This window comes from Roseibium sp. MMSF_3412 (assembly GCF_030733265.1).
GTDB lineage: Bacteria > Pseudomonadota > Alphaproteobacteria > Rhizobiales > Stappiaceae > Roseibium.
Map to the genome: position 1 here is coordinate 68,179 of NZ_JASHJI010000013.1, position 19,834 is coordinate 88,012.

General features: G+C 60.6%; 18 protein-coding genes. 9 read left to right on the plus strand and 9 right to left on the minus strand.

Going from position 1 to position 19,834, the window contains the following annotated elements; genetic code table 11:
* From RBB49_RS20395 to RBB49_RS20410, 4 genes are all read right to left on the minus strand, one after another.
* Window positions 1-768, minus strand: coding sequence for an enoyl-CoA hydratase/isomerase family protein (locus RBB49_RS20395; RefSeq protein WP_306144731.1), 768 nt, complete (start codon window positions 766-768; stop codon window positions 1-3).
* Entirely contained in the window at window positions 765-2,339 is a 1,575-nt protein-coding gene (locus RBB49_RS20400) for an acyl CoA:acetate/3-ketoacid CoA transferase (protein ID WP_306144732.1), read from the minus strand. The genes RBB49_RS20395 and RBB49_RS20400 overlap by 4 nt, the downstream gene beginning before the upstream one ends.
* A 3-nt stretch (window positions 2,340-2,342) precedes the next feature.
* Complete coding sequence (locus RBB49_RS20405; protein ID WP_306144733.1) at window positions 2,343-3,344, minus strand: Gfo/Idh/MocA family protein; 1,002 nt, start codon at window positions 3,342-3,344, stop codon at window positions 2,343-2,345.
* 204 nt (window positions 3,345-3,548) lie between these two features.
* Complete coding sequence (locus tag RBB49_RS20410; RefSeq protein ID WP_306144734.1) at window positions 3,549-3,839, minus strand: helix-turn-helix domain-containing protein; 291 nt, start codon at window positions 3,837-3,839, stop codon at window positions 3,549-3,551.
* A 178-nt stretch (window positions 3,840-4,017) separates the two neighbouring features.
* Here RBB49_RS20410 and RBB49_RS20415 point away from each other — a divergent pair, with 178 nt between their 5' ends.
* The 6 genes from RBB49_RS20415 to RBB49_RS20440 all read left to right on the plus strand — a co-directional run bounded on the left by RBB49_RS20415 (window position 4,018) and on the right by RBB49_RS20440 (window position 10,816).
* Window positions 4,018-5,667 carry an alpha/beta fold hydrolase gene (locus RBB49_RS20415; protein ID WP_306144735.1) on the plus strand — a complete coding sequence of 550 codons (1,650 nt, stop codon included), beginning with the start codon at window positions 4,018-4,020 and terminating at the stop codon, window positions 5,665-5,667.
* 180 nt (window positions 5,668-5,847) lie between these two features.
* A complete protein-coding gene (locus RBB49_RS20420; RefSeq protein WP_306144736.1) occupies window positions 5,848-7,212 on the plus strand; it encodes a VWA domain-containing protein in 1,365 nt (454 codons plus the stop codon).
* Window positions 7,209-8,147 (plus strand): hypothetical protein, encoded by a 939-nt coding sequence (locus RBB49_RS20425; RefSeq protein ID WP_306144737.1) that lies wholly within the window; start codon window positions 7,209-7,211, stop codon window positions 8,145-8,147. Before RBB49_RS20420 ends, RBB49_RS20425 begins: the two co-directional genes overlap by 4 nt.
* A gap of 7 nt (window positions 8,148-8,154) precedes the next feature.
* Window positions 8,155-8,763 carry a LemA family protein gene (locus RBB49_RS20430; protein ID WP_306144738.1) on the plus strand — a complete coding sequence of 203 codons (609 nt, stop codon included), beginning with the start codon at window positions 8,155-8,157 and terminating at the stop codon, window positions 8,761-8,763.
* A 4-nt stretch (window positions 8,764-8,767) separates the two neighbouring features.
* Window positions 8,768-10,381, plus strand: coding sequence for a hypothetical protein (locus RBB49_RS20435; RefSeq protein ID WP_306144739.1), 1,614 nt, complete (start codon window positions 8,768-8,770; stop codon window positions 10,379-10,381).
* Between the two features lie 21 nt (window positions 10,382-10,402).
* Window positions 10,403-10,816 (plus strand): hypothetical protein, encoded by a 414-nt coding sequence (locus tag RBB49_RS20440; protein WP_306144740.1) that lies wholly within the window; start codon window positions 10,403-10,405, stop codon window positions 10,814-10,816.
* 25 nt (window positions 10,817-10,841) lie between these two features.
* Here RBB49_RS20440 and RBB49_RS20445 read toward each other — a convergent pair whose 3' ends face one another.
* Together RBB49_RS20445 and RBB49_RS20450 are read right to left on the minus strand one after the other, a co-directional pair.
* Window positions 10,842-12,176: an MFS transporter gene (locus RBB49_RS20445; RefSeq protein WP_306144819.1), complete on the minus strand. Its 1,335-nt coding sequence runs from the start codon at window positions 12,174-12,176 to the stop codon at window positions 10,842-10,844.
* A 226-nt stretch (window positions 12,177-12,402) separates the two neighbouring features.
* Entirely contained in the window at window positions 12,403-13,665 is a 1,263-nt protein-coding gene (locus tag RBB49_RS20450; RefSeq protein WP_306144741.1) for a urate hydroxylase PuuD, read from the minus strand.
* A 103-nt stretch (window positions 13,666-13,768) separates the two neighbouring features.
* Here RBB49_RS20450 and RBB49_RS20455 point away from each other — a divergent pair, with 103 nt between their 5' ends.
* From RBB49_RS20455 to RBB49_RS20465, 3 genes are all read left to right on the plus strand, one after another.
* Window positions 13,769-14,686 carry a LysR family transcriptional regulator gene (locus RBB49_RS20455; protein WP_306144742.1) on the plus strand — a complete coding sequence of 306 codons (918 nt, stop codon included), beginning with the start codon at window positions 13,769-13,771 and terminating at the stop codon, window positions 14,684-14,686.
* Window positions 14,687-14,790: 104 nt separating this feature from the next.
* Entirely contained in the window at window positions 14,791-16,206 is a 1,416-nt protein-coding gene (puuE, locus tag RBB49_RS20460) for an allantoinase PuuE (protein ID WP_306144743.1), read from the plus strand.
* A complete protein-coding gene (locus tag RBB49_RS20465; RefSeq protein WP_306144744.1) occupies window positions 16,203-16,700 on the plus strand; it encodes an ureidoglycolate lyase in 498 nt (165 codons plus the stop codon). The genes puuE and RBB49_RS20465 overlap by 4 nt, the downstream gene beginning before the upstream one ends.
* A gap of 34 nt (window positions 16,701-16,734) precedes the next feature.
* On the opposite strand, the gene RBB49_RS20470 is transcribed toward RBB49_RS20465, so the two are convergent.
* The 3 genes from RBB49_RS20470 to RBB49_RS20480 all read right to left on the minus strand — a co-directional run bounded on the left by RBB49_RS20470 (window position 16,735) and on the right by RBB49_RS20480 (window position 19,778).
* Window positions 16,735-17,718 carry a type I glyceraldehyde-3-phosphate dehydrogenase gene (locus RBB49_RS20470; RefSeq protein ID WP_306144745.1) on the minus strand — a complete coding sequence of 328 codons (984 nt, stop codon included), beginning with the start codon at window positions 17,716-17,718 and terminating at the stop codon, window positions 16,735-16,737.
* 128 nt (window positions 17,719-17,846) lie between these two features.
* Entirely contained in the window at window positions 17,847-18,692 is an 846-nt protein-coding gene (locus RBB49_RS20475; protein WP_306144746.1) for a bifunctional allantoicase/(S)-ureidoglycine aminohydrolase, read from the minus strand.
* 147 nt (window positions 18,693-18,839) lie between these two features.
* On the minus strand, window positions 18,840-19,778 hold the full coding sequence (locus tag RBB49_RS20480) for a LysR substrate-binding domain-containing protein (protein ID WP_306144747.1): 939 nt from the start codon (window positions 19,776-19,778) through the stop codon (window positions 18,840-18,842).
* Between the last annotated feature and the right edge of the window lie 56 nt (window positions 19,779-19,834).

Genomic DNA, 19,834 nt, shown 5'->3' on the forward strand with positions numbered 1-19,834 from the left:
CTATTTCCCAGGAAAATCCGGTTTGCGTTTTTCACGGAAGGCGGTGACGCCTTCTTCGCGGTCTGCCGTCGGGCCGATCATGCCGGCACCAAGCGCTTCGATCATCGCGCTGCGGTCTTCTCCGGCAGCCGCGTGGATCATGTATTTGGCAACTTCAATTGCGCACGGGGACTTGGTTGCCAAAGCCTCCGCCAGCTCGAAGGCCTTGGCACGCGGGTCGTCGGCCAGCTCTGCGGCAAAGCCAAGAGCGTGGGCGCGCTCGGCGGAAATCCGCCGGCCAAACAAGGCCATTTCCTTCACAACCGGTTCACCCAGAAGGCGGATCAGGCGCTGCGTCCCCGACCAGCCCGGTACGATCCCGACGGACGCCTCGGGAAGGGCCAGGGTTGCCTTGGGCGCCATGACGCGGATATCGGCGGTCGCGGCGAACTCCAGCCCGCCGCCGAAGGCTTGCCCGCCTATGGCAGCAACCGTCGGCTTGGAGAGGCGGGCAACGCGATCGAACAGCCGATGACCTTCGCGCACCCAGTGCCGGGCAAAGTCCCATGGGCCGAGTTCCGACCAGGCAATGATATCCGCGCCCGCGCAAAAGGCCTTTGCGTCCTCTGCGCTGATGACGACCGCCCGAATGGCCGGGTCTTTCTCGATCATTGCGCAATGAGGCTCGATCGCCGCCAGCATGTCGGTGGTGAAGGCGTTGAGCTTTGCCGGATTGTCCAGCCTGATTTCAGCAATCGGACCGTCGACGATGAGATGAAGCGCGCTCACAGGTGCAGCTCCATCGCTTCACGCCGCAACAGCGCTTTCGGCATTTCCTTGAGGTCGTTTGCGAGCCGGACCCGGCCCGAGGAAGCGTCGACGATGTCACGCTGCGGGTCGATGCCAGGCATGATCTCGGTTGCCAGCAGTCCGCTCTCGGTCAGCTGGATGACGCAGCGCTCGGTGACATAAAGAACCTCTTGCCCGAGTTCCCGTGCGCGGCGGCCGGAGAAGGTGACGTGCTCGACCTCATCCACCATCTTGGTGAATTTGCCCGGAGACTTCACGGTCAGCCGGTCGTCGGACAAGTCAAGGTCGGCACCGGCTTCAAAGAGACCGGAGAAAACGATCTTCCCGGCATTTGCGGTGATGTCGACAAAACCGCCGCATCCGGCCGTGAGGTAAGGTTTCTTGCCGAGCTTGGAAACGTTGACATTGCCGTCCAGGTCGATTTCCAGGAAGGACAGGAAGGAGACGTCGAAGCCGCCGCCCTGAAAATATGTGAACTGTTGCGGGGAGGGCATGTAGGCATCGGCGTTGGAGGCGCAGCCGAAAGCAAAGCCCGTCAGCGGCATGCCGCCTGTCGCTCCCTGCTCAATCGCCCAGGTGACCGCCTGTTCCTGTCCGGCCTCCAGAAGAACGCGCGGGACCATGGCGGAAATGCCGAAGCCGAGATTGGCGGTCTGACCCCTGCTCAGTTCCATGGCTGCGCGTCTTGCAACGACTTTCTCAATGCCGTGCTCTGCCAGGGAAAAGCTCGACCACGGGCGCATGATCTCGCCGGAGATTGCCGGATCATAGTCGGTCTCGGTGGTCTGGCGCTGGTCCGGGTCCACGACCACGAGGTCGACCAGGTGTCCGGGCACACGGACGTCATGCGGCCGCAGGGAACCGGACGCGGTCACACGCTTGACCTGCGCAATGACGAGGCCGCCATGGTTGCGCGCGGCTATCGCCTGTTCCAGCCCGCCGAGATAGGCCCCCTCGTGCTCATAGGTGAGATTGCCGCGCTCGTCAGCCGTGGTCGCCCGGATGATGGCGACATCGGGAACAATGTTGGGGAAGTGTAGCCAGGTCTCGCCGCCAAATTCAATTCTAGAAACGATCGGCTTTCCGGCCGCGACGTCGTTCATGGCGCAGCCCTGGCGGATCGGGTCGACGAACGTGTCGAGCCCGACCTTGGTCATGACGCCCGGACGGCGTGCGGCCACGTCCCGGTGCATGTCGAACAGGATGCCGGAGGGAACGTTGTAGGCAGCGACCCGGTTGTCGACCAGCATCTGCCAGATGTCCGGCATGGGAAGAGAAGAGGGGCCAGAGGGATAGGAGCCCGCGATGATCGTCGACAGAAGGCCGTCTCTGGCGATGTGGTCGATCCCCTTGATCCCGTACATGTCACCGGCAGCAATCGGGTGGATCGTCGTCAGGTTCCTCGGGTGCCCCTCCGCCGCGAACCTCTCGCCAATGGCTTGAAGAACTTTGTCGGGGCACCCGAGGCCGGAGGAAGAGGAAACCGTGACCACGGCATTGTCGGCGATTTGCGCGACAGCTTCTTCAACAGGGACAATCTTGGATGACATGGGTCAGAACCCTCCGTAGTCGACGCGTTCGGTCTTGCCGCTCCGTGCGGCCAGGCGAACGGCATGGGCAACGGCCAGGGACTTGATGCCATCGACGCCGTCAGCAGACGGCGCGCCGTTTCCGCGGGCAGCATCGGTGAAGAGGCCGAGCGCGCGGTGATAGAGATTGTGGGTCTGGAACGGGATTTCGCGTTCGCCGCTGCCGTCAACGAGCCTGATCTCGCCAATCGGCTGTTGGGTCATGACGTTGCGCGCAAAGATCGACCCTTCGGTGCCGTGAAACTCAATGCCGGTGCCGGCGAACCCGTGGGTGAAGCTTTCGTGGGTCTGTACCATGGCGCCTGAGGGCATGGACCAGACAGACATGACGCTGTCTTCAACGCCTTCGCCCATTCCGGACGTGCCGGCTTTGGCCACCACGTCGACCGGGTCCTCTGAAAGGTGGAAGCGGATCGTATCGGCATCATGCACAACGATGTCCGGGATGACGCCACCGCCTGCGGCCGCATCGTTGATGCGCCAGCCGCGCAGGTGCTCGGGCAAATTGACCGCATGGAAGACGCGCGCGCTCAGAACCCTGCCGATCCGGCCGGAAGAGATCAGGTCCCTTATGGCGAGGTGCGAGCCGGCATTGCGCAGGTGGTGGTTTGTCGCGAACACAACGCCCTTGTCACGCGCTGCCTTCACCATCTCGACTGCATCTTCAAGCGTCATCGCCAGTGGTTTTTCGCACAGGACGTGCTTGCCTGCGGCAATCGCCGCCATCGCCTGCGGATGGTGTTTTTCGTTCGTGGTGGAGATGTAGACGGCGTCGACCGTTTCATCCGCCAACTGCGCGTCCAGATCGGTGAAGCTTTCCGGAATGGCATTTTCCTGTGCGAAGGAAGCGCCTCTTTCCGCGTTCGAGCTCAGAACCGAGAGGATCTCGGCCCCGTCCTGGGTACGGATCGCATCAATGACATATCCGGATGCAATTCGGCTCGCACCGATCAGGGCCCAACGCATTCATACCTCCCGAGAGATTAATTTGGAACGTTCCAATTTGTTGAATGCATAAAACTTGGAACGTTCCAATTTGTCAAGTGAGAAAGCAGGAAAAGTTGCTGTTCTGTTTAGCCGGAGGGTAAAAGATTCAGCGCAAAGGAAGCCCGAAGGCGCGATCGTGCGCCCGGTCCGGGATATGTGACGCCTGATTGCGGACCAACGATCTCAGATTGAGGCGACGGCTTTCAGTGGCAACATCGTCGGCTGCGCGTCCTCTTCCGGCGCCGTTTCCGACAGGAGCCCTCTGGAAATCACGATGGCGATCGCGTGTTCCCTCGTTTTCGCGCCCAGCTTGCGTCTTGCATTGCGAATATGAAACTCCACCGTGATGGGAGCTATTCCGAGGATCGACGCGATCCGTTGTGGCCGCTCACCGACCGCAAGCTGTTGCAGGCACTGGACCTCGCGGCGGGTAAGGTGTTCCAGTTCAAAATCAACCTTATCCACGTCGAACACATTCCGTCTCCCGCATCGCCCGATTTGCATAGCCCTTCATCGCTAGCAGGGCGCTTGCCCTCAGGCATGACCAAATTTGGGTATGACGTTGATTGCCTTGGCGCAGGCGCTACATTCGACTTGGAAATTGGCGGAATTTTCATCGTCAATTTATGCAGGCAAGGGGCGTCGACGCGGTTTGAGCGAAACAGGAAAAGGACCGGATCCGCAACGGCTCGACGACATGATTGCGCATGCTTACGGCGCTATTCTTGATCAGGACAAGTTTGACGAATTGATTTATCTGGCTGAAGGCAGCCTTTCGGACCCCGGTGCCCGCAAGGAGCTTCTCCGCCGCAAGCGTGATATCGAAGCGCATTTCGAAACAGCGGAACAGTTGTTGTCGAACCTGCCGAAACCGGTTGTCGAGGCGGATCGCCCGGAGCTGACCATCGGGGCAGATCTGAGGGTGACAAAGGCAAACAGCCTTGCGGAGACCGTATTGGGAGCAGCGGTGGGTGCATCGCTTGAAGACCTCCCGGTCGACGGCGATGCGCTGCAGCTGCTCCGCGAGGCCGTCGCAGGCCGGTTGGCCGACTGGCCCGTTATCCGAATGCCGAAACGGGAGACCGGGAAGCATGTTCTCCTGGCTCTGACGAAGACCGAAACAACGTCCGCCGGTGCGGAATGGCGCCTGTCCGGGGTTGAGAGCCTGTGGCGGCCCGGTGCCAGTCTTGCCATGCAGAGCCTTTACGGACTGACCCCGTCGGAGACGGATGTCCTGTCTCTGCTTGTCGGTGGACATTCGCCCTTGGAAATTGCCGAAGCGCGAAACAGGTCCGTCGAGACAGTCCGTCAGCAGATCAAGTCGATGATCATGAAGACGAGATCGCGCGGCACCGGCGAACTGACCGATCTTGCGAAGGCCGTCGCCGCTTCGTCGAACAGAAGGTCTTCAGGCTTGCACAACGCTGCAGGCTCTGCGCGGTATCAGGTGGAACTCGCGGACGGTCGCAGGCTTGACTATCTGGAACAGGGGGCGTCCGATGGCCGGACTGTTCTGTTTCTTCACGGGTGTCTTTGCGGAAATCGCATGCCGAATGACGCGGCACGCCACTTCGCAGAAAACGGCATCCGGTTTCTGTCCCCGGCACGGCCCTGGCACGGACAGAGCGATGGGCATGACGTTCTGCTGCTCGATCCGAAGCGCTATGCCCATGATCTGCGCGAGCTGCTCGATCAGCTTGACGTCGACAAGGTCTCGCTGGTCGCGTTTGATGTCGGCAGCATCTTCGCACTTATGTGCCTTCCGCAGCTTGAAGACCGGGTGTCGGAGCTCCTTTGCGTTTCCGCGCAGCCACCGATGCGATCCTTTCAGGACTTTGCCAGTGCGCCGCCGCAGCAGAAGCTTTTTGCAATCCTGCCGCGTGTCTCTGTCTCGCTCTTGAGCTACATGGCAAAGATCGGCGACAAGCGACTGAAGCGGGACGGACCGGGCGGCTTTGCCCAAACCGTGTTTGCAGGGGCCCCCGCCGATCTGGATGCGTGCCAGGATCCGCATCTGCTGGACCTTTTCTGGCAGGGCCACCTCTTCCACGTCGAAACGGGATCCGACAGTTTCATAAACGATTGCCGTTTCGTGGCATCGGATTGGGACCGCACGCTGCAACCCGCGAATGTGCCTGTCCATTTCGTTCACGGGACCCAGAACCGGTCCATTCGCCCCGAGCGGATCCTGGCCTTTGCCGAACGGATTGAGGCGCGGGTATCGCTGGTCGAAAATGCGGGGCACAGCCTGCCGTTCAGTCACTGGAAGGAATGGGTGAGATTTCTCGACGGGACCGACTGACCGCGACCTAATGAAATCGATAGGTGTCTTTGAACTCACCTCCGTGTTCTCCTTGAGCGTTACCCGTTCCAAGGATGATTTTGGATGTACGCATTTTTTTCCAAGCTGTTTTTTATTTGTTTTTTAATATCTTGTGCCCTGACGCCGCTGAGTGCGCAGGAACTTTCGCCCGGACGCGCAATGTTCGTTTTCGACGGATCCGGTTCCATGTGGGGACAGATCGACGGGCAGGCGAAAATCGTCACGGCGCGCGAAACGCTTGCGCGCGTGGCAACGCAATTGCCGCCGGACCTGGAAGTCGGTCTCGTCGCCTATGGCCACAACCGAAAAGGTGACTGCAACGACATCGAGACGCTTGTACCGATCGGGCCGGCCGCGACCCGGTCAGGTGCGCTGGTTTCTTCCGTTCAATCCTTGAACCCGAAAGGCAAGACCCCGCTGACGAAGGCCGTCAGGCGCGCAGCCGATGCATTGCGCTTTCAGGAAGACAAGGCAACCGTCATCCTGATCACCGACGGCATTGAAACCTGCGAGGCCGATCCTTGCGCCGTCGCATCGGAGCTGGAAGCGCTGGGAATCGACTTCACGGCGCATGTCATCGGTTTCGGCCTTACGGCGGAAGAAAGCGGGCAGGTTGCCTGCCTTGCAGAAAACACCGGCGGGCTTTTCCTGAATGCCGATGACGCAGCAAGCCTCGGTGAAGCGCTTCAGCAAACCGTTGCCCTGGCTCCGGCCCCCGGTCCTGCAGCGCCGGCCGCCTCGCTTTCCAAGAACCTTTCGGTTTCCGTCAGCCTGGAAGAAGGTGCACCGGCGCTGACAGATGCCGACGGTGTGCGGGTCTTCTGGACCGCCGTGCTGGAGGGCGGCGGCGAGGAAATCAATCTGCTGGCGTTGCCAAGTTTCAGCGCACGGCTGGAACCGGGCGCCTACCAGCTGACGGCGCGCACCGACAGGGGCAGTTCGGCATCTGAACGCATCACGGTTTCGGACACGGAAATGACGGAGGTCAATCTGGTTCTGGGAGCCGGACAGCTCGACCTTGCGGCGATCATGGCCAACCAGGACATCCAGCTGTCCGATGTGGATTATCGCTGGGACATTGAAAACCGGGTCACGGGCGAGACGTTTTCCGCCTATACGCAAAATCTGGTCAAGGTCGTACCCAGCGGCCAATACCGGGCCAGCCTTGTCATCACGCGGCTGGACAAGATGTCGCCCGGGAGTGTCGACATCGACGTTGTGACCGGAAAAACCGTTCAGGCCGAGATCATTGCGGCAACCTCGAAAGTCTTGTTTCGCGCCTTCAACCGGGACGGCAGCGAGCTGACAACATTCGATGTCAGGTTCCAGATCTACAAGGGCGACAGCACCGAAAACAACGATGAATTCGTTGCCATGCGGATCGGCGGCGATCCGATCCTCTTGCTGCCGGGACGATACGCGGTGCGCGTCGAGGCCTGGGACAAGAGCAAGCGGGATCCGGTTGTCGAGGTTGTCGAGGTTTCACCGGCAGCGGATCTGACGGTCGACCTGGTGTTCCCATGAGTGCCCAGGATACGTTCTGGGACCCGTTCGAAGCCCGCATCCAGCCCGCCATCGACGCACAACAAGACCGCGTAAATCCCCTGCTGCCGGCTTCGTTCAAGAAGCTGGAAGTTCCGCTGTTCCTGCTCGCGGTTCCCGGATTTCTGCTGGCCATCTTCAGCGACAGCCTGCGACCCGTGGGGTTCGTCCTCGTGACAATCGGAATGGCGGGCGGTTTCGCCATCGATCATCTGACGGGCGCGTCAAAGGACAGACTGAACCGTCTGCGCGCAGCTGCGGATGAACTTGGATTTCGGTTCCGGTCGAAAATACCGGACATCCGAATGCTGAAGATCCGTGCGCAGATCCCGGAAGTTTTCAAGCTGCGGGTCGGCGGTTCCATTCCGCTTGTGATCGAAAGCGAAATGTGGGGCACGGCTGAGAACGGGACCCCGTTGTGGGTCGGGTTGGGTGCCCATTCCTCAACCGCACTATTCGGCGGGCCGAAGCAAAACACCGTACCGGCCGGCGCAGGTGCCCAGGGCAATGTCCTGATGATGATCGCCGCCTACCGGCTGGATCGCGACACCTCGGTCCGGCTCGTCCTTATGCCTGAAAATCTGAGCGCGGTCGGTCCGCTTGACCGCGATCTGAAAACCGAAAGCATCGCCTTCAACAATGCCTTCAACATCCGTGTCACCGAGCGGGAAGACCAGGGCCGGCTCGACCAGCTTTCGGTCGAAACGCTCCAGGTTCTGACGCCTGCGCTCCAGACGACTTTGCTGGATCTTGCGGACAGATACGCGGCACGGGTCATCATCGACAGGGACAGCGTCTACTTCGCAGGATTTCGCAACCTGCAAACCCTGGACGACGCGACCCTGCATGCCTTTGTGCAGGAAGCCGTGGGCAATTTTTCCGAAGCATCCGTTTCCTTCAAACACTACGCGGAGTGATCTCACCATGACTTCTGTCCTGATCCTGATGCTTCTGGTGGCTGTTGTCGTCGGGACCTATGTCCTTTGCTACAACTCGCTGATGGCCGCGCGTTTCCGCGTGGACGAAGCCTGGTCAGGCATCACCGTTCAACTCAAGCGGCGGCACGCGCTCGTGCCCAATCTGGTTCAGGCCGCGCGCACGGCTCTCGGTCACGAACAGGCAATTGTCGACAAGATCATATCGGCACGGGCGGCTGCCCTTGAAGCGATGGCAACCGATCGTCATGCTGATATCGCAAAGGCCGAGGCAGGATTGAGCCACGCACTCGGACAGCTTTTCGCCTATTCCGAAGACAACCCGGAAATCACCGCAAACGAGAACCTGGCCCTCTTGCAAAAGCAGCTTGAGGAAACCGAAGATCAGGTTGCCGCGGCGCGGCGCATCTATAACGGCAATGTCCAGGCCTACAACACCCGGGCCGCCTCGATACCCTGGAATTTTGTGGCGGGCATCAACGGGCTGAAACCTTCCGAGATGTTCAGTCTGGACGAAGCGGAGATGCAACTTGTGTCGCTGGATCCCTCCGTCGAGGACCTGCAACTGGCTGTTCCGCCGCAAAGCGAGAGGACGTGATCTGATGAAGCTGGTTTTCCTTGTCGCCGCTTTCATGCTGCTGGCTGTACCGGCAGCCTCTGCGTCGCCGCAGACCTGTGTCGCCTCGGCACCAAGCGGAAATTCGCTCAGGGTCTATGATGCACCGACGACCAACGGCCCAGTGCTTGGCGGCATCGGCGTCGGAACTTGCGGCATCAACGTGACCAACCAGTGCGAAGGCACCATGTGTGTCATTGCCTTCCCCGGTCTCAACGGCTGGGTCGACATGCGGCACATTTCCAACAGTCCGGTTCAGGCACCCGGTCTCATGCCATCGGCAGATGTTCTGGGGACCTATGTCTACGGTGTCACCGGTGGCAGCGGCAAGGTGACGGCTGCCGGGGTGACGCAACCGACGCCTGTCGATGCGACCGGCACGGTCCGGATCGAAAAATCCTCGCCAACCTCCGCCACCCTCGTCCTGCCGCGCGAAGTGACCGATGCTCCGGTGCGTCTTTCGGGGAGCGGCGCAGGACCCTGGACGGGCGGGTTCGGCAGCTGGGGCGGGATGCCAATGAATGTCTCGGTGCGTTTCGACGGGCTTGGCAATCCGGCCGCCAACCTTGTTCTGGTTGGTCAGAACCAGATTGCCTCGATGGAGATCACACTGAACCTCGCGGTGCAGACCCTGCCATCTGCATCAGGGCCTTCAGCCTCCACCCCAGCACCTGCGCCAACCGTCGACGGGGCGGGCAATCCATGCGTGGATCTGGCGCGGATTACCGCAATCATCAACCGGCAGGCCAGCACGCGGCAGGTTCAGGATATGCGCGGCATTTATGTCATCGCGGGCGTGAGAAGCACAGATGCAACGGGCGATACCGCCGCGTGCCGCAGAGCGCTGGATCTGATTGCGCAAAATGATGGCCTCTGGAAGCTGGCCGAAAACGGTGGTGTGGGCAGTACCGCAACAGGTGTACCGGTGCCGCGGCCGAGCCCGAAGGAAACACCGGCTTCCTCCGGGACCGCCCAAACCATCGTGCCGTCGGCAAATGCCCCCGGTATCAGCCCCGCCGCACAAGGAACCTTGCTGGCCGAAGCCTGTGTGATCCTGCAGCCTTCCGTCAGTCCTTTGTTGCGCGGGGCGTCACGAGAGACACGTGCTGCCGTTCTGAAGATCCTGGCGGTTCAGGGCATTGTCAGCGTCGCATCGGCGCAGCCGCGGCAATGTGCTTACGTCATGGCGGAGCTGATCGCAGCCGGACTGATCGCAAACGACAACCGGCCCTGGGCATCACTGGCGCAAGCCGGTGTGGCTCCGGCGGTCCAGCAAGGCGAGGACCCGGCGACGATGATTGCGGGCGGTGCCGAAATCGGCATCGATCCGAGCGATTTCATTCCGGAATTCAACCCGGAAGGTCAGGCTGCACCAAGCGCTTCACCCGCGGTGGCTGGAGGGGCTGAAACAGTTGCCGGTAATCCGTGCATCGAACTTGGAAACGCGATGATCGTCACGATCCGCCTCGGCTTCGCAGCCGATATCGATGGCTTCGCCGCCATCTTGAAAAAACATCGCGTCGAGACGCTGGACCCGAGCGGAGCCAGGATCTGCGAGAATGCGCTGGCGGATGCCCGTCAGGCCGGGCTGGTCCGATAACAACCTGCAGGGAACCGACTGATGACCAGACCTTTTTCGAAGTTTCCTCTTCTTCTTGCGTGCCTGATTTTGATTGGGCTGGATGTCCCGCCCGTTTCCGCCCAGACCGAAGCTCCTGATCCGGCGGAGGCCGCGGACCTGCCGGGTTTCGGCGTGTGGGGTCCGGCTTACAGGCTTCGAAACGTGCCGGACGGCATGCGCCTAGTGGTCCGTGCATCGGGCAATCGCAATTCGGCAACCGTCGGCAGCCTGACACGGTCGGCCAGTGAGGTTCTCGTTCTCAACTGTTTCCCCGAAATCGTGCCGCTTGATTTTGAGGATGCAAGCCGGGAGGCCAAACGTGAAATGCTCGGTGGCGTGTGGTGCGAGATCGACCACTACGGAATGACAGGCTTCGTTCCGGGCATCTATCTCGATCCGATTCTGGACCGCTGATTTGCACGGGTGACTGGGGCGCGGGTTAGCCGCGCTCTGCCGGCCAGCTGGCGTGAAGACTGTCGATGACGAAAGCATGGGCGTGACGCTTGCCTGAGGCGTCCTGCAGATGCGGGTGATCTGCCGGCAGTTCGGGATGTTCGTGCACCACGATCCTGCTGTCTGACGATGGCCACAGTTTCAGGGCGGCCAACACGCCGAGGCTTGCAAGAACGGCATGCGTAATCATGGTCGCGGGCAGACCTGCACTCGTACCGAGCCAGCCCGCAAGCGGATAGGTGATCAGCCAGCATCCATGTGACAAGGCAAACTGGGCCGCAAACACCATGGGTCTGTCTTCGGCGTGCGCCGAGTTCCGCAACAGGCGGCCCGACGGCACCATGATTGCGGACGTTGCAGCCCCCATGAGAACCCATGCTCCGAACAGGAGAGGCCACAGGCCGTTTGTTTGCAGCCTTGTTGAAGCAACTGCGAATACCAGCAGAATGCAGGGCAAAGCAATGGCGCCAGACAGCATGACGCGCCGGTCGCTCAGGTTGCGCAGCAGGCCGGGCAGTGCGAACGCGACCGCCATTGATCCTCCGCCATAGGCCGCCAGTACCAGGGCGAGGTCGGTGTCGCTGCCGCCGAAGAGGCTCTTAACGATGACGACGGAGTTTACAATCACGATCGCGCCTGCTGCGGCGACCGTCAGATTGAGCGCGAACAGGCCTTGCAGCCTCGGCGTCTGCAGGTAGATGCGCATGCCCCGTGAAATCCGTCGCCAGGGCGAAGTCCCGCCCGTGTTTGAAATCGACGGCAGCGTAACGGAGATGACCAGCACTGCGGAGATCAGAAACCCGAAAACCGTCCCGCTGAACAGCCAGTGATAACCGACCAGACCGATCAGGATGGCCGCAACGACGGGGCTGAGCAGGTTTTCCAGATCGTAGGCCATGCGCGACAGGGACAGGGCGTTGGTGTAGTCCTGCTCATCCTTGAGAATGTCCGGGATTGTTGCCTGAAATGCCGGCGTGAAGGCCGCGGACGCAGACTGCAGAACGGCGATCAGAATGTATATCTGCCAGACGGCATCGACGAATGGCAGTGCCATGGCCGTTCCCGCACGCACCATATCAAGGCCCACCAGCAATGCTCTGCGTGGAAACCGGGACGCGAATCCGGCGGCAACCGGAGACAGGGTCACATAAACCACCATCTTGATTGCCAGGGCCGTCCCAAGCACGGCACCGGCATTCTCACCTGCCAGGTCGTACGCCAGAAGCGCGAGCGCAACCGTCATCAGTCCGGTTCCGAACAGGGCGATGACCTGAGCGGCGAAAAGATGCCGATATGTGCGATTGGCCAGAACTGAAAACATTTTGAGGTGCGGTGCCGGTTCGAGCGGTTTCCGATAGGATGGATAGCACGCTTCGACGTGGTTCTCCATGCTTGTTGACCTCCACGATCTGTACCGCAGATCGGATGAGGAGCACGGTGAACCTGATTGCAAGCGGCATCTGGCAAGGGGCTGATTGGCAAAAGCGAACTGAGAAAACGGCGCATGTTGCCGATCAGAAAAGGCAGGCGAACCAGTTTCGCTAAGGCTATCGAACCGCGACGCCGAAGGGCGCTTTCTCACGTGCGGCGCGGTACCATTCCACGATCTTGCGGCGCTCGTCTTCTTCCATGTAGGAGACATTGGCCGGAGGCATGGCATTGGTGACGCCTGACTGGAGATAGATTTCGCGTGCTGCCCGCACGATGTCGGCGTCCGTTTCCAGGACCACGCCTTTCGGGGCCCAGTGAATGCCCTCGTAGACGGGTTCGCGCGCGTGGCACATGGCACAACGGCCCGGGACGATGGACCGGATCTCGTCAAATCCGGGGGCACTGGCAAAAACCTGTTCGGTGGCCGTCAGGGGGCGGGTTTCCGATGCTTCGTAGCTGCCGTCCTTCCACATGGGCAACATGCTCAGGTGAATGATGAAGATGAACAGGATTGCGGTTGCGAGCCAGGTCCACATGGGGGCCTTGCCGCCTGCGTGCTTGGTGTTGAAATAGTGGCGGATGGTGACACCCATCAAAAACACGAGCGCGGCGATCACCCAGTTGTATTGCGAGGCGAATGCGAGCGGATAATGATTGCTCAGCATGAGGAAGACGACCGGCAGCGTCAGGTAGTTGTTGTGCATGGACCGCAGCTTGGCGATCTTGCCGTATCTGGCATCCGGGGTGCGCCCGGCCTTCAGGTCCGCGACGACGATCTTCTGGTTCGGAATGATGATGAAGAACACGTTCGCGGTCATGATCGTCGCCGTGAAGGCCCCGAGATGCAGCAACGTGGCGCGACCGGTGAAGATCTGGTCATAGCCCCAGCCCATTGCCACCAGCAGAATGAAAAGCAGGATCATCAGGGCTGTCGGGTGTTCACCCAAGGGCGATTTGCAGAGAAAGTCATAGACAAGCCAGCCGATCGAAAGCGATGCGGCCGAGATCAGAATACCCTGCCACAAGGCAAGATCCGCCTTTTCCGGATCGATCAGGTAAAGTTCGCCGCCGACCCAGTAGACGATCATCAGGAGAGCGGCGCCCGAAAGCCAGGTGGCGTAGCTTTCCCATTTGAACCACGTGAGATGCTCGGGCATGTTTTCCGGCGCGACCAGGTATTTCTGGATGTGGTAGAAGCCGCCGCCATGGACCTGCCATTCCTCGCCGAAAGCACCTGCGGGCAGATGCGGTGACTTGCGCAGGCCCAGATCCAGCGCAATGAAATAGAAGGACGAGCCGATCCAGGCGATGGCCGTCACGACGTGCAGCCATCTGACGGCGAATGCGAGCCATTCCCAGATGATGGCGATATCCAGCATGGTGTCCCTCCAGTCCTTTGCGCGGTAGCCTAATCTATCTTGATATTTTCTGGTATCTCGACATAATTCCGATCAGTTTCAAAAAAATCGGATAAATCAGGGCGTGGCCTACCTGGAGAATATTCGGACTTTCCTGCGTGTCTACGAGCTTGGAAACATGTCCGCCGCCGCGCGCGATCTCCGGATATCCTCTGCTGTCGCGTCTTCCCGGGTATCGCAGCTCGAGGACCATCTGAATGTCCGTCTGTTCCAGCGTACGACCCGCGCGCTCAGTCCGACCGAGCATGGCAACCTGTTCTATCGCGGGGCAACCAAGATCGTCGAAGCGGTCGAGGAGGCCGAGGCGGAGATCAGCAGCGTGACGCGATCGCCGCGGGGCACGCTGTTCATCGCGGCTCCCATTGGCATGGGTCAGCGGCTGATCGCGCCGGCAATCCCTGTATTCAAGGCCGCCAATCCGCTGATCGATATCCGTCTGCGTTTGTCCGACCGGAAAGTGGATCTGACCGGTGAGGGCCTCGACGCCGCGTTCTTTCTCGGGTTGCCGGAAGATTCGACACTGAAACTGCGCAAGATCGCCGACTGCGCGCGCCTGCTGTGCGCCGCGCCCGGCTATCTGGCGCGAAAGGGGGCACCGCAAAGCTTCGAAGAGCTGCAATCCGGCGAGCACGACTGTCTGAACATGCGCTACCCCGGTGCACCGGAATTCCAGTGGCCGCTGCAAACAGGCACCGGGCTGAAGAAAGTCGCGGTGCGCGGTCCGTTCGAGTCCGACCATGGCGATGTCCTGACCGAATGGGCGCTGGCCGGTCACGGGATCATCCTGAAGCCCAGGTTCGAGATTGCCGATCACCTTGCTTCGGGGCAACTCGTTGCCGTGCTGGAACATGAACCGCCGCTGCCGGTGCAGATGGGCTGCCTTTATCCGCACAGAAAGCACCAGGATCCGAAAGTGAGGCTGTTTCTCGATTTCATGGTCGGGCATATCCAGGCCTCGATCGCAGAAAACGTGTCCGGTTAGAGATGCCATGGGTACAGGTGGGCTGCCCAGAACAGTTTCAAGAAATTCCAGAAAGCCATCGCGGGTCTTCTGTTCTATAACGTCTTGAAAACAGGAGGCATGTCTTGAACCGCTACGCGCGCAATCTTCGGGGTTACGGCCCCTTTCCGCCCGATCCCGAATGGCCCGGAAACGCCAGGGTCGCTGTTCAGTTCGTTCTGAACTACGAAGAAGGCGGCGAGAACAACGTGTTGCACGGCGATGCCGCCTCCGAAGCCTTCCTGTCCGACATTCCCGGCGCGGCGCAATGGCCCGGTCAGCGGCACTGGAACATGGAATCCATGTATGAATATGGCGCAAGGGCCGGCTTCTGGCGTCTGCACCGCCTGTTCACCCGCGCCGGGATTCCGCTGACGATCTACGGTGTGGCCACCGCCCTCGCCCGGAACCCGGAACAGGTCGAAGCCATGAAAGACGCCGGCTGGGAGATTGCCAGCCATGGTCTCAAGTGGATCGAACACAAGGACATGCCGGACGCAGACGAACGGGCCGCGATCGCGGAGGCGGTCCGTCTGCATACGGAAGTTGTCGGCGAGCGTCCCCGGGGCTGGTACACGGGACGCTGCTCTGAGAACACCGTGCGGCTGGTCGCGGAGGAGGGCGGCTTCGACTATATCTCCGATACCTATGACGACGACCTGCCTTACTGGCTGGAGATTGCCGGGCGTGACCAGTTGATCATTCCCTATACGCTCGAAGCCAACGACATGCGTTTTGCCGTGTCGCCCGGCTGGAGCGATGGCGAGGACTTCTTCAATTACCTGAAAAACGCGTTTGACGCGCTTTACGAGGAGGGCGAGACCGACACGCCGAAAATGATGTCCATCGGTCTGCATTGCCGCCTTGTGGGGCGGCCCGGGAAGATCATGGCGCTTCGGAAATTCATCGATCACATCCAGTCCCGGGAGGGCGTCTGGTGCCCGCGGCGGATCGAGATTGCCGAGCACTGGGCCAAACATCACCCGCCGCAGCAGGCCATGCAGCCGAGCCGCATGGCACGGAGCGAATTCGTGGAGCGGTTCGGTGGAATATTTGAACACTCTCCCTGGATCGCCGAGCGCGCGTTCGGCCTGGAGCTTGGACCGGCGCATGACTGTGCCGCGGGTATCCAAAATGCGCTTTGCCGCATGTTCCGTTCGGCAAGTCGGGACGAACGTCTCGGCGTCCTGAAAGCGCATCCGGATCTTGCGGGCAAACTGGCACGGGCCGGGCGGCTGACAGCTGAAAGCACATCGGAACAGGCCAGCGCCGGTCTGGATCTTCTGACAGACGAGGAGCGGGCAACATTCACCTCACTGAACACTGCCTATGTGGAGCGGCACGGCTTTCCCTTCATCATCGCGGTTCGGGATCATGACAAGGCGTCGATACTGGCAGCGTTCCAGCGCCGGATAGACAATGACGGCGGCACGGAGTTCACGGAGGCCTGCCGGCAGGTGGAGCGGATTGCCCACCATCGTCTGAAGGACCTGTTTTCGTGAGCGCGAAGACGATCACCGCAAGGGTTCTGACAGCGGAGGCATTTGCACCATTCGGTGACGTGATCGAGCGCTCCGGTTCGCCCGACAAGATCATCAATCAGGGCATGTGCGGCCGCCATCATGATCTTGCACGTCTCGATTTCGGATCGGGCCGGGCCGGGATCAGCCTGTTCGACGCCAAGGCCAGATCCTTGCCGCACACAGTGGATATGGTCGAGCGGCACCCGGACGGCAGCCAGGCATTCATGCCCGTGGATGGCGTACCGATGCTGGTTGTCGTTGCGGAGGATGACGCCGGTCAACCGGTCAATCTGAAGGCTTTCGTGAGTCAGCCGGGACAGTCGATCAACCTTCATCGCGGAACGTGGCACGGCGTGCTTGCGCCGCTTGGAAAACCGGGGCGGTTCGTGGTTGTCGACCGGATCGGAGACGGCGACAACCTTGAGGAATTCTGGTTTCCCGAGGCTTATATCGTGGATGCGGCCGAGAGCTGACAGGCGTGCGGTTTGGCGCTGAACGACAGCCGCATCACCGCTCCGCCATCAGTCTCGCCATGTCGATCATCCGGCACGAAAAGCCCCATTCATTGTCGTACCAGCCGAATATCCGCGCCTGATCCTCGCTTGCGGACAGGGTCTCGGGAAGCGCAATCACAAGCGACTCCGGCCGCGTGCGCATATCGGTGGAAACGACACGGTCGCCTGTGAAACCGATGACCGGATTTCCGGCAAACACGCGTTTCAGCAAGTCGTTGACCGGTTCGCTGACCGCTCTTTTCCAGGTCACGGTCAGATCGACGGCCGACACGCTGATGGCCGGCACCCGCACGGCAGCGCCGGTGATGCGGCCATTGATCTGGGGAACGACCTTGCCGACAAGCTTCGTTGCGCTTGTTGTGGTCGGCACCATCGAGACACCCCCGGCCCGGCTGCGCTCAAGCGGCCCGCGCGGGGCATCTACCATGGGCTGGCTGCCGGTGTAGCAGTGGATTGTCGTCATGTGCCCGGCTTCGATCCCGACGGCATCGTCCAGGCCGCGCAGCAAGGGCGCGAGGGCGTTGGTGGTGCAGGATCCGTTGGAGACGATCCGGAGATCGCCGAGCTGGTCTTCGTTGGCACCCAGAACAAGCGTTTTCTCCGCCGCGCGCGAGGGGCCGGAAATCAGGACGTTTCTTGCGCCGGCCTCAAGCCCGCGCCGGGCGATGTCGTTCGTGTCGGCCTTGCCGGTGCACTCCATCACGACGTCGACGCCTGCAAGGTCAAGGGCCGACAGATCCGGTTCCTGCGTGAATGGTATTTCCAGATCGCCGATTTTCAGGGAGGCTTGCCCGGCTTCGACCGCACCCTGATAGGGACCGAAGACGCTGTCGTACTTGAAAAGATAGGCACAGGTTTCCAGCGGTGCGATGTCGTTGATCGCCGCGACGGTGATGCCTTGATGATCGGGCTGGCTCAGGATCTGGCGCAGGACGGTCCGGCCGATCCGGCCAAACCCGTTTATGACAATCCGCATGATGACGACCTGTCTTTCGGTTCTCCAAACTGGTGATGCCAACGAACGCCCGGCATCCCGAAAGACTGCCTATCATGCTTTAAGCTATTGATCTCATTTATATTGTCCCTAGAGACAATTGTGCAGCGTCATCTCCCCGGATCGAAGCGGCCAGCAGGACGGAGCGGCATGTGCCGGTTGACGTCCTTGTAAAGAAGATAGCGGAAAAGACCCGGTCCCCCCGCGTAACAGGCCTGGGGGCAAAAGGCGCGCAACCACATGTAGTCACCCGCTTCCACTTCGACCCAGTCCTGGTTGAGACGATAGACCGCCTTGCCCTGAAGGACGTAAAGCCCATGCTCCATGACGTGGGTTTCGGCGAAGGGGATAACGGCACCGGGCTGAAACGTGACGATGTTGACATGCATGTCGTGGCGCAGATCATCGGGTTCCACGAAACGGGTGGTTGCCCATTTGCCTTCGGTTCCGGGCATCGCGATCGGAGCGTGGTCGCTCTCATGCGTAACAAAGAACTCGGGCGCAGAAAGACCGTATACGGTTTCGTAGGCCTTGCGGATCCAGTGAAAGCAGACCTTCGCGGCGCTGTTGTTCCGGAATGTCCAGTCCGTTGCCGGGGGCAGGAAAACGTAGCTTCCCTCGCGAAGGTCAAATGTCTGACCGTCAACGGTCAAGGCCGCTTCGCCTTCAACGACAAAGAGAACGCTCTCCGCGGCGCTGTCGGTTTCCGGTTTCTCCGATCCGCCGCCAGGGGCAACTTCCATGATGTACTGCGAGAAGGTTTCGGCAAAGCCCGACAAGGGCCGGGAAAGGACCCAGAGCCTGGTCTCATCCCAGAACGGGAGGTAACTGGTGACGATGTCGCGCATCGTTCCCCGGGGAATGACCGCGTAGGCATCGGTGAAAACGGCGCGATCGGTCAGGAGGGTGTCCTGCCCGGGATGACCGCCTTTCGGCGCGAAAAGTGTTTCTGACACGGCTTTTGTCCCGTTGTTTGTAGCTGTCAGACTATGCCGGTCCTCAAGCGCGAGCGCCAGACGGCATGTGCCACGAATAGCTGATTGATTTTCAAGAAAATGATCGACGCAACCGGGAACCTTTCCAGTCGTGCCGAAAAGGCGTCTTCAGGTGCTTTTCTTGACCATCGCCGCGCGCATCGTTGACATTTCCGCACTCAGGAAATCGCAGAAGTCCTTGGCGACAATGGATATCGGCCTGTGCGTCGGTGTCAGGATCGACAGGCTGTTCTGGATGCGCGGGCGGAACGGCCGGAAAACGATCATCGGCGGACCCAAACCCAGGCGTCCGTCTTCCTGGGCCTTGTAGGCGGTCAGCATATCGCAGATGAGCGCGCAAAGGCCGGTCTCCACGAACCGCAGGCCGGGCATGGCGGTCTGCAGTTCGAAGCGCTGGTTGAAACGGACGCCAGCGTCCCGGAACCTTGCGAGCGTCTGCTTGTGGCTTCGATGTTCGGAATGAAGCAGCGCCAGCGGGTAGCCGTCGAGCTCCTCCGGTGTGATCACTTCCTTTGCCGCGAGCGGATCCGTGGCCGGTACGGCGCACATGCATTCGAGATCGAAATCGACCTGGTCGAAGGAATTGCGCGCGCGCGGCGTTTCGGAAAACCCGATATCGAATTGCTGCGCGGCGATGAGTTCCTCGATTTCGGAGGACGACCGGCTCGCCAGCGCCACCTTCACGCTGGGCTTGTCGGCAACGAATTTCGAGAGACTGTTGGGAAGGAAATCGGCCACCGCCTCGGGTATGCCCGCGATCCGCAGCTGGCCGTGTTCCTTGTTGGCGAGGCCGCGCAAAGTTCTCTTGGAGATCTCGAGACGCTTCAGGATGGCCTCGGCTTCCTCCAGAAAAAACTCTGCCTCGGGGGTCGGTACGAGCCGGCCCTGCTCGCGCATGAAAAGCTTGAGTTCAAGCTCGGTTTCAAGGCCGGCGATTGTCGAGCTGACCGCGGGTTGCGTCCGGCCAAGGGTGCGGGCAGCTTCCGATATGGAACCACTCCGCATGACCTCTCGAAAGGTCGCCAATTGCCGGATCGACAGGTTCATTGATGCTCGAAAAACGCCCCTTCTGGTTTAACTGAATAATGTGTCGCCGAAGACGA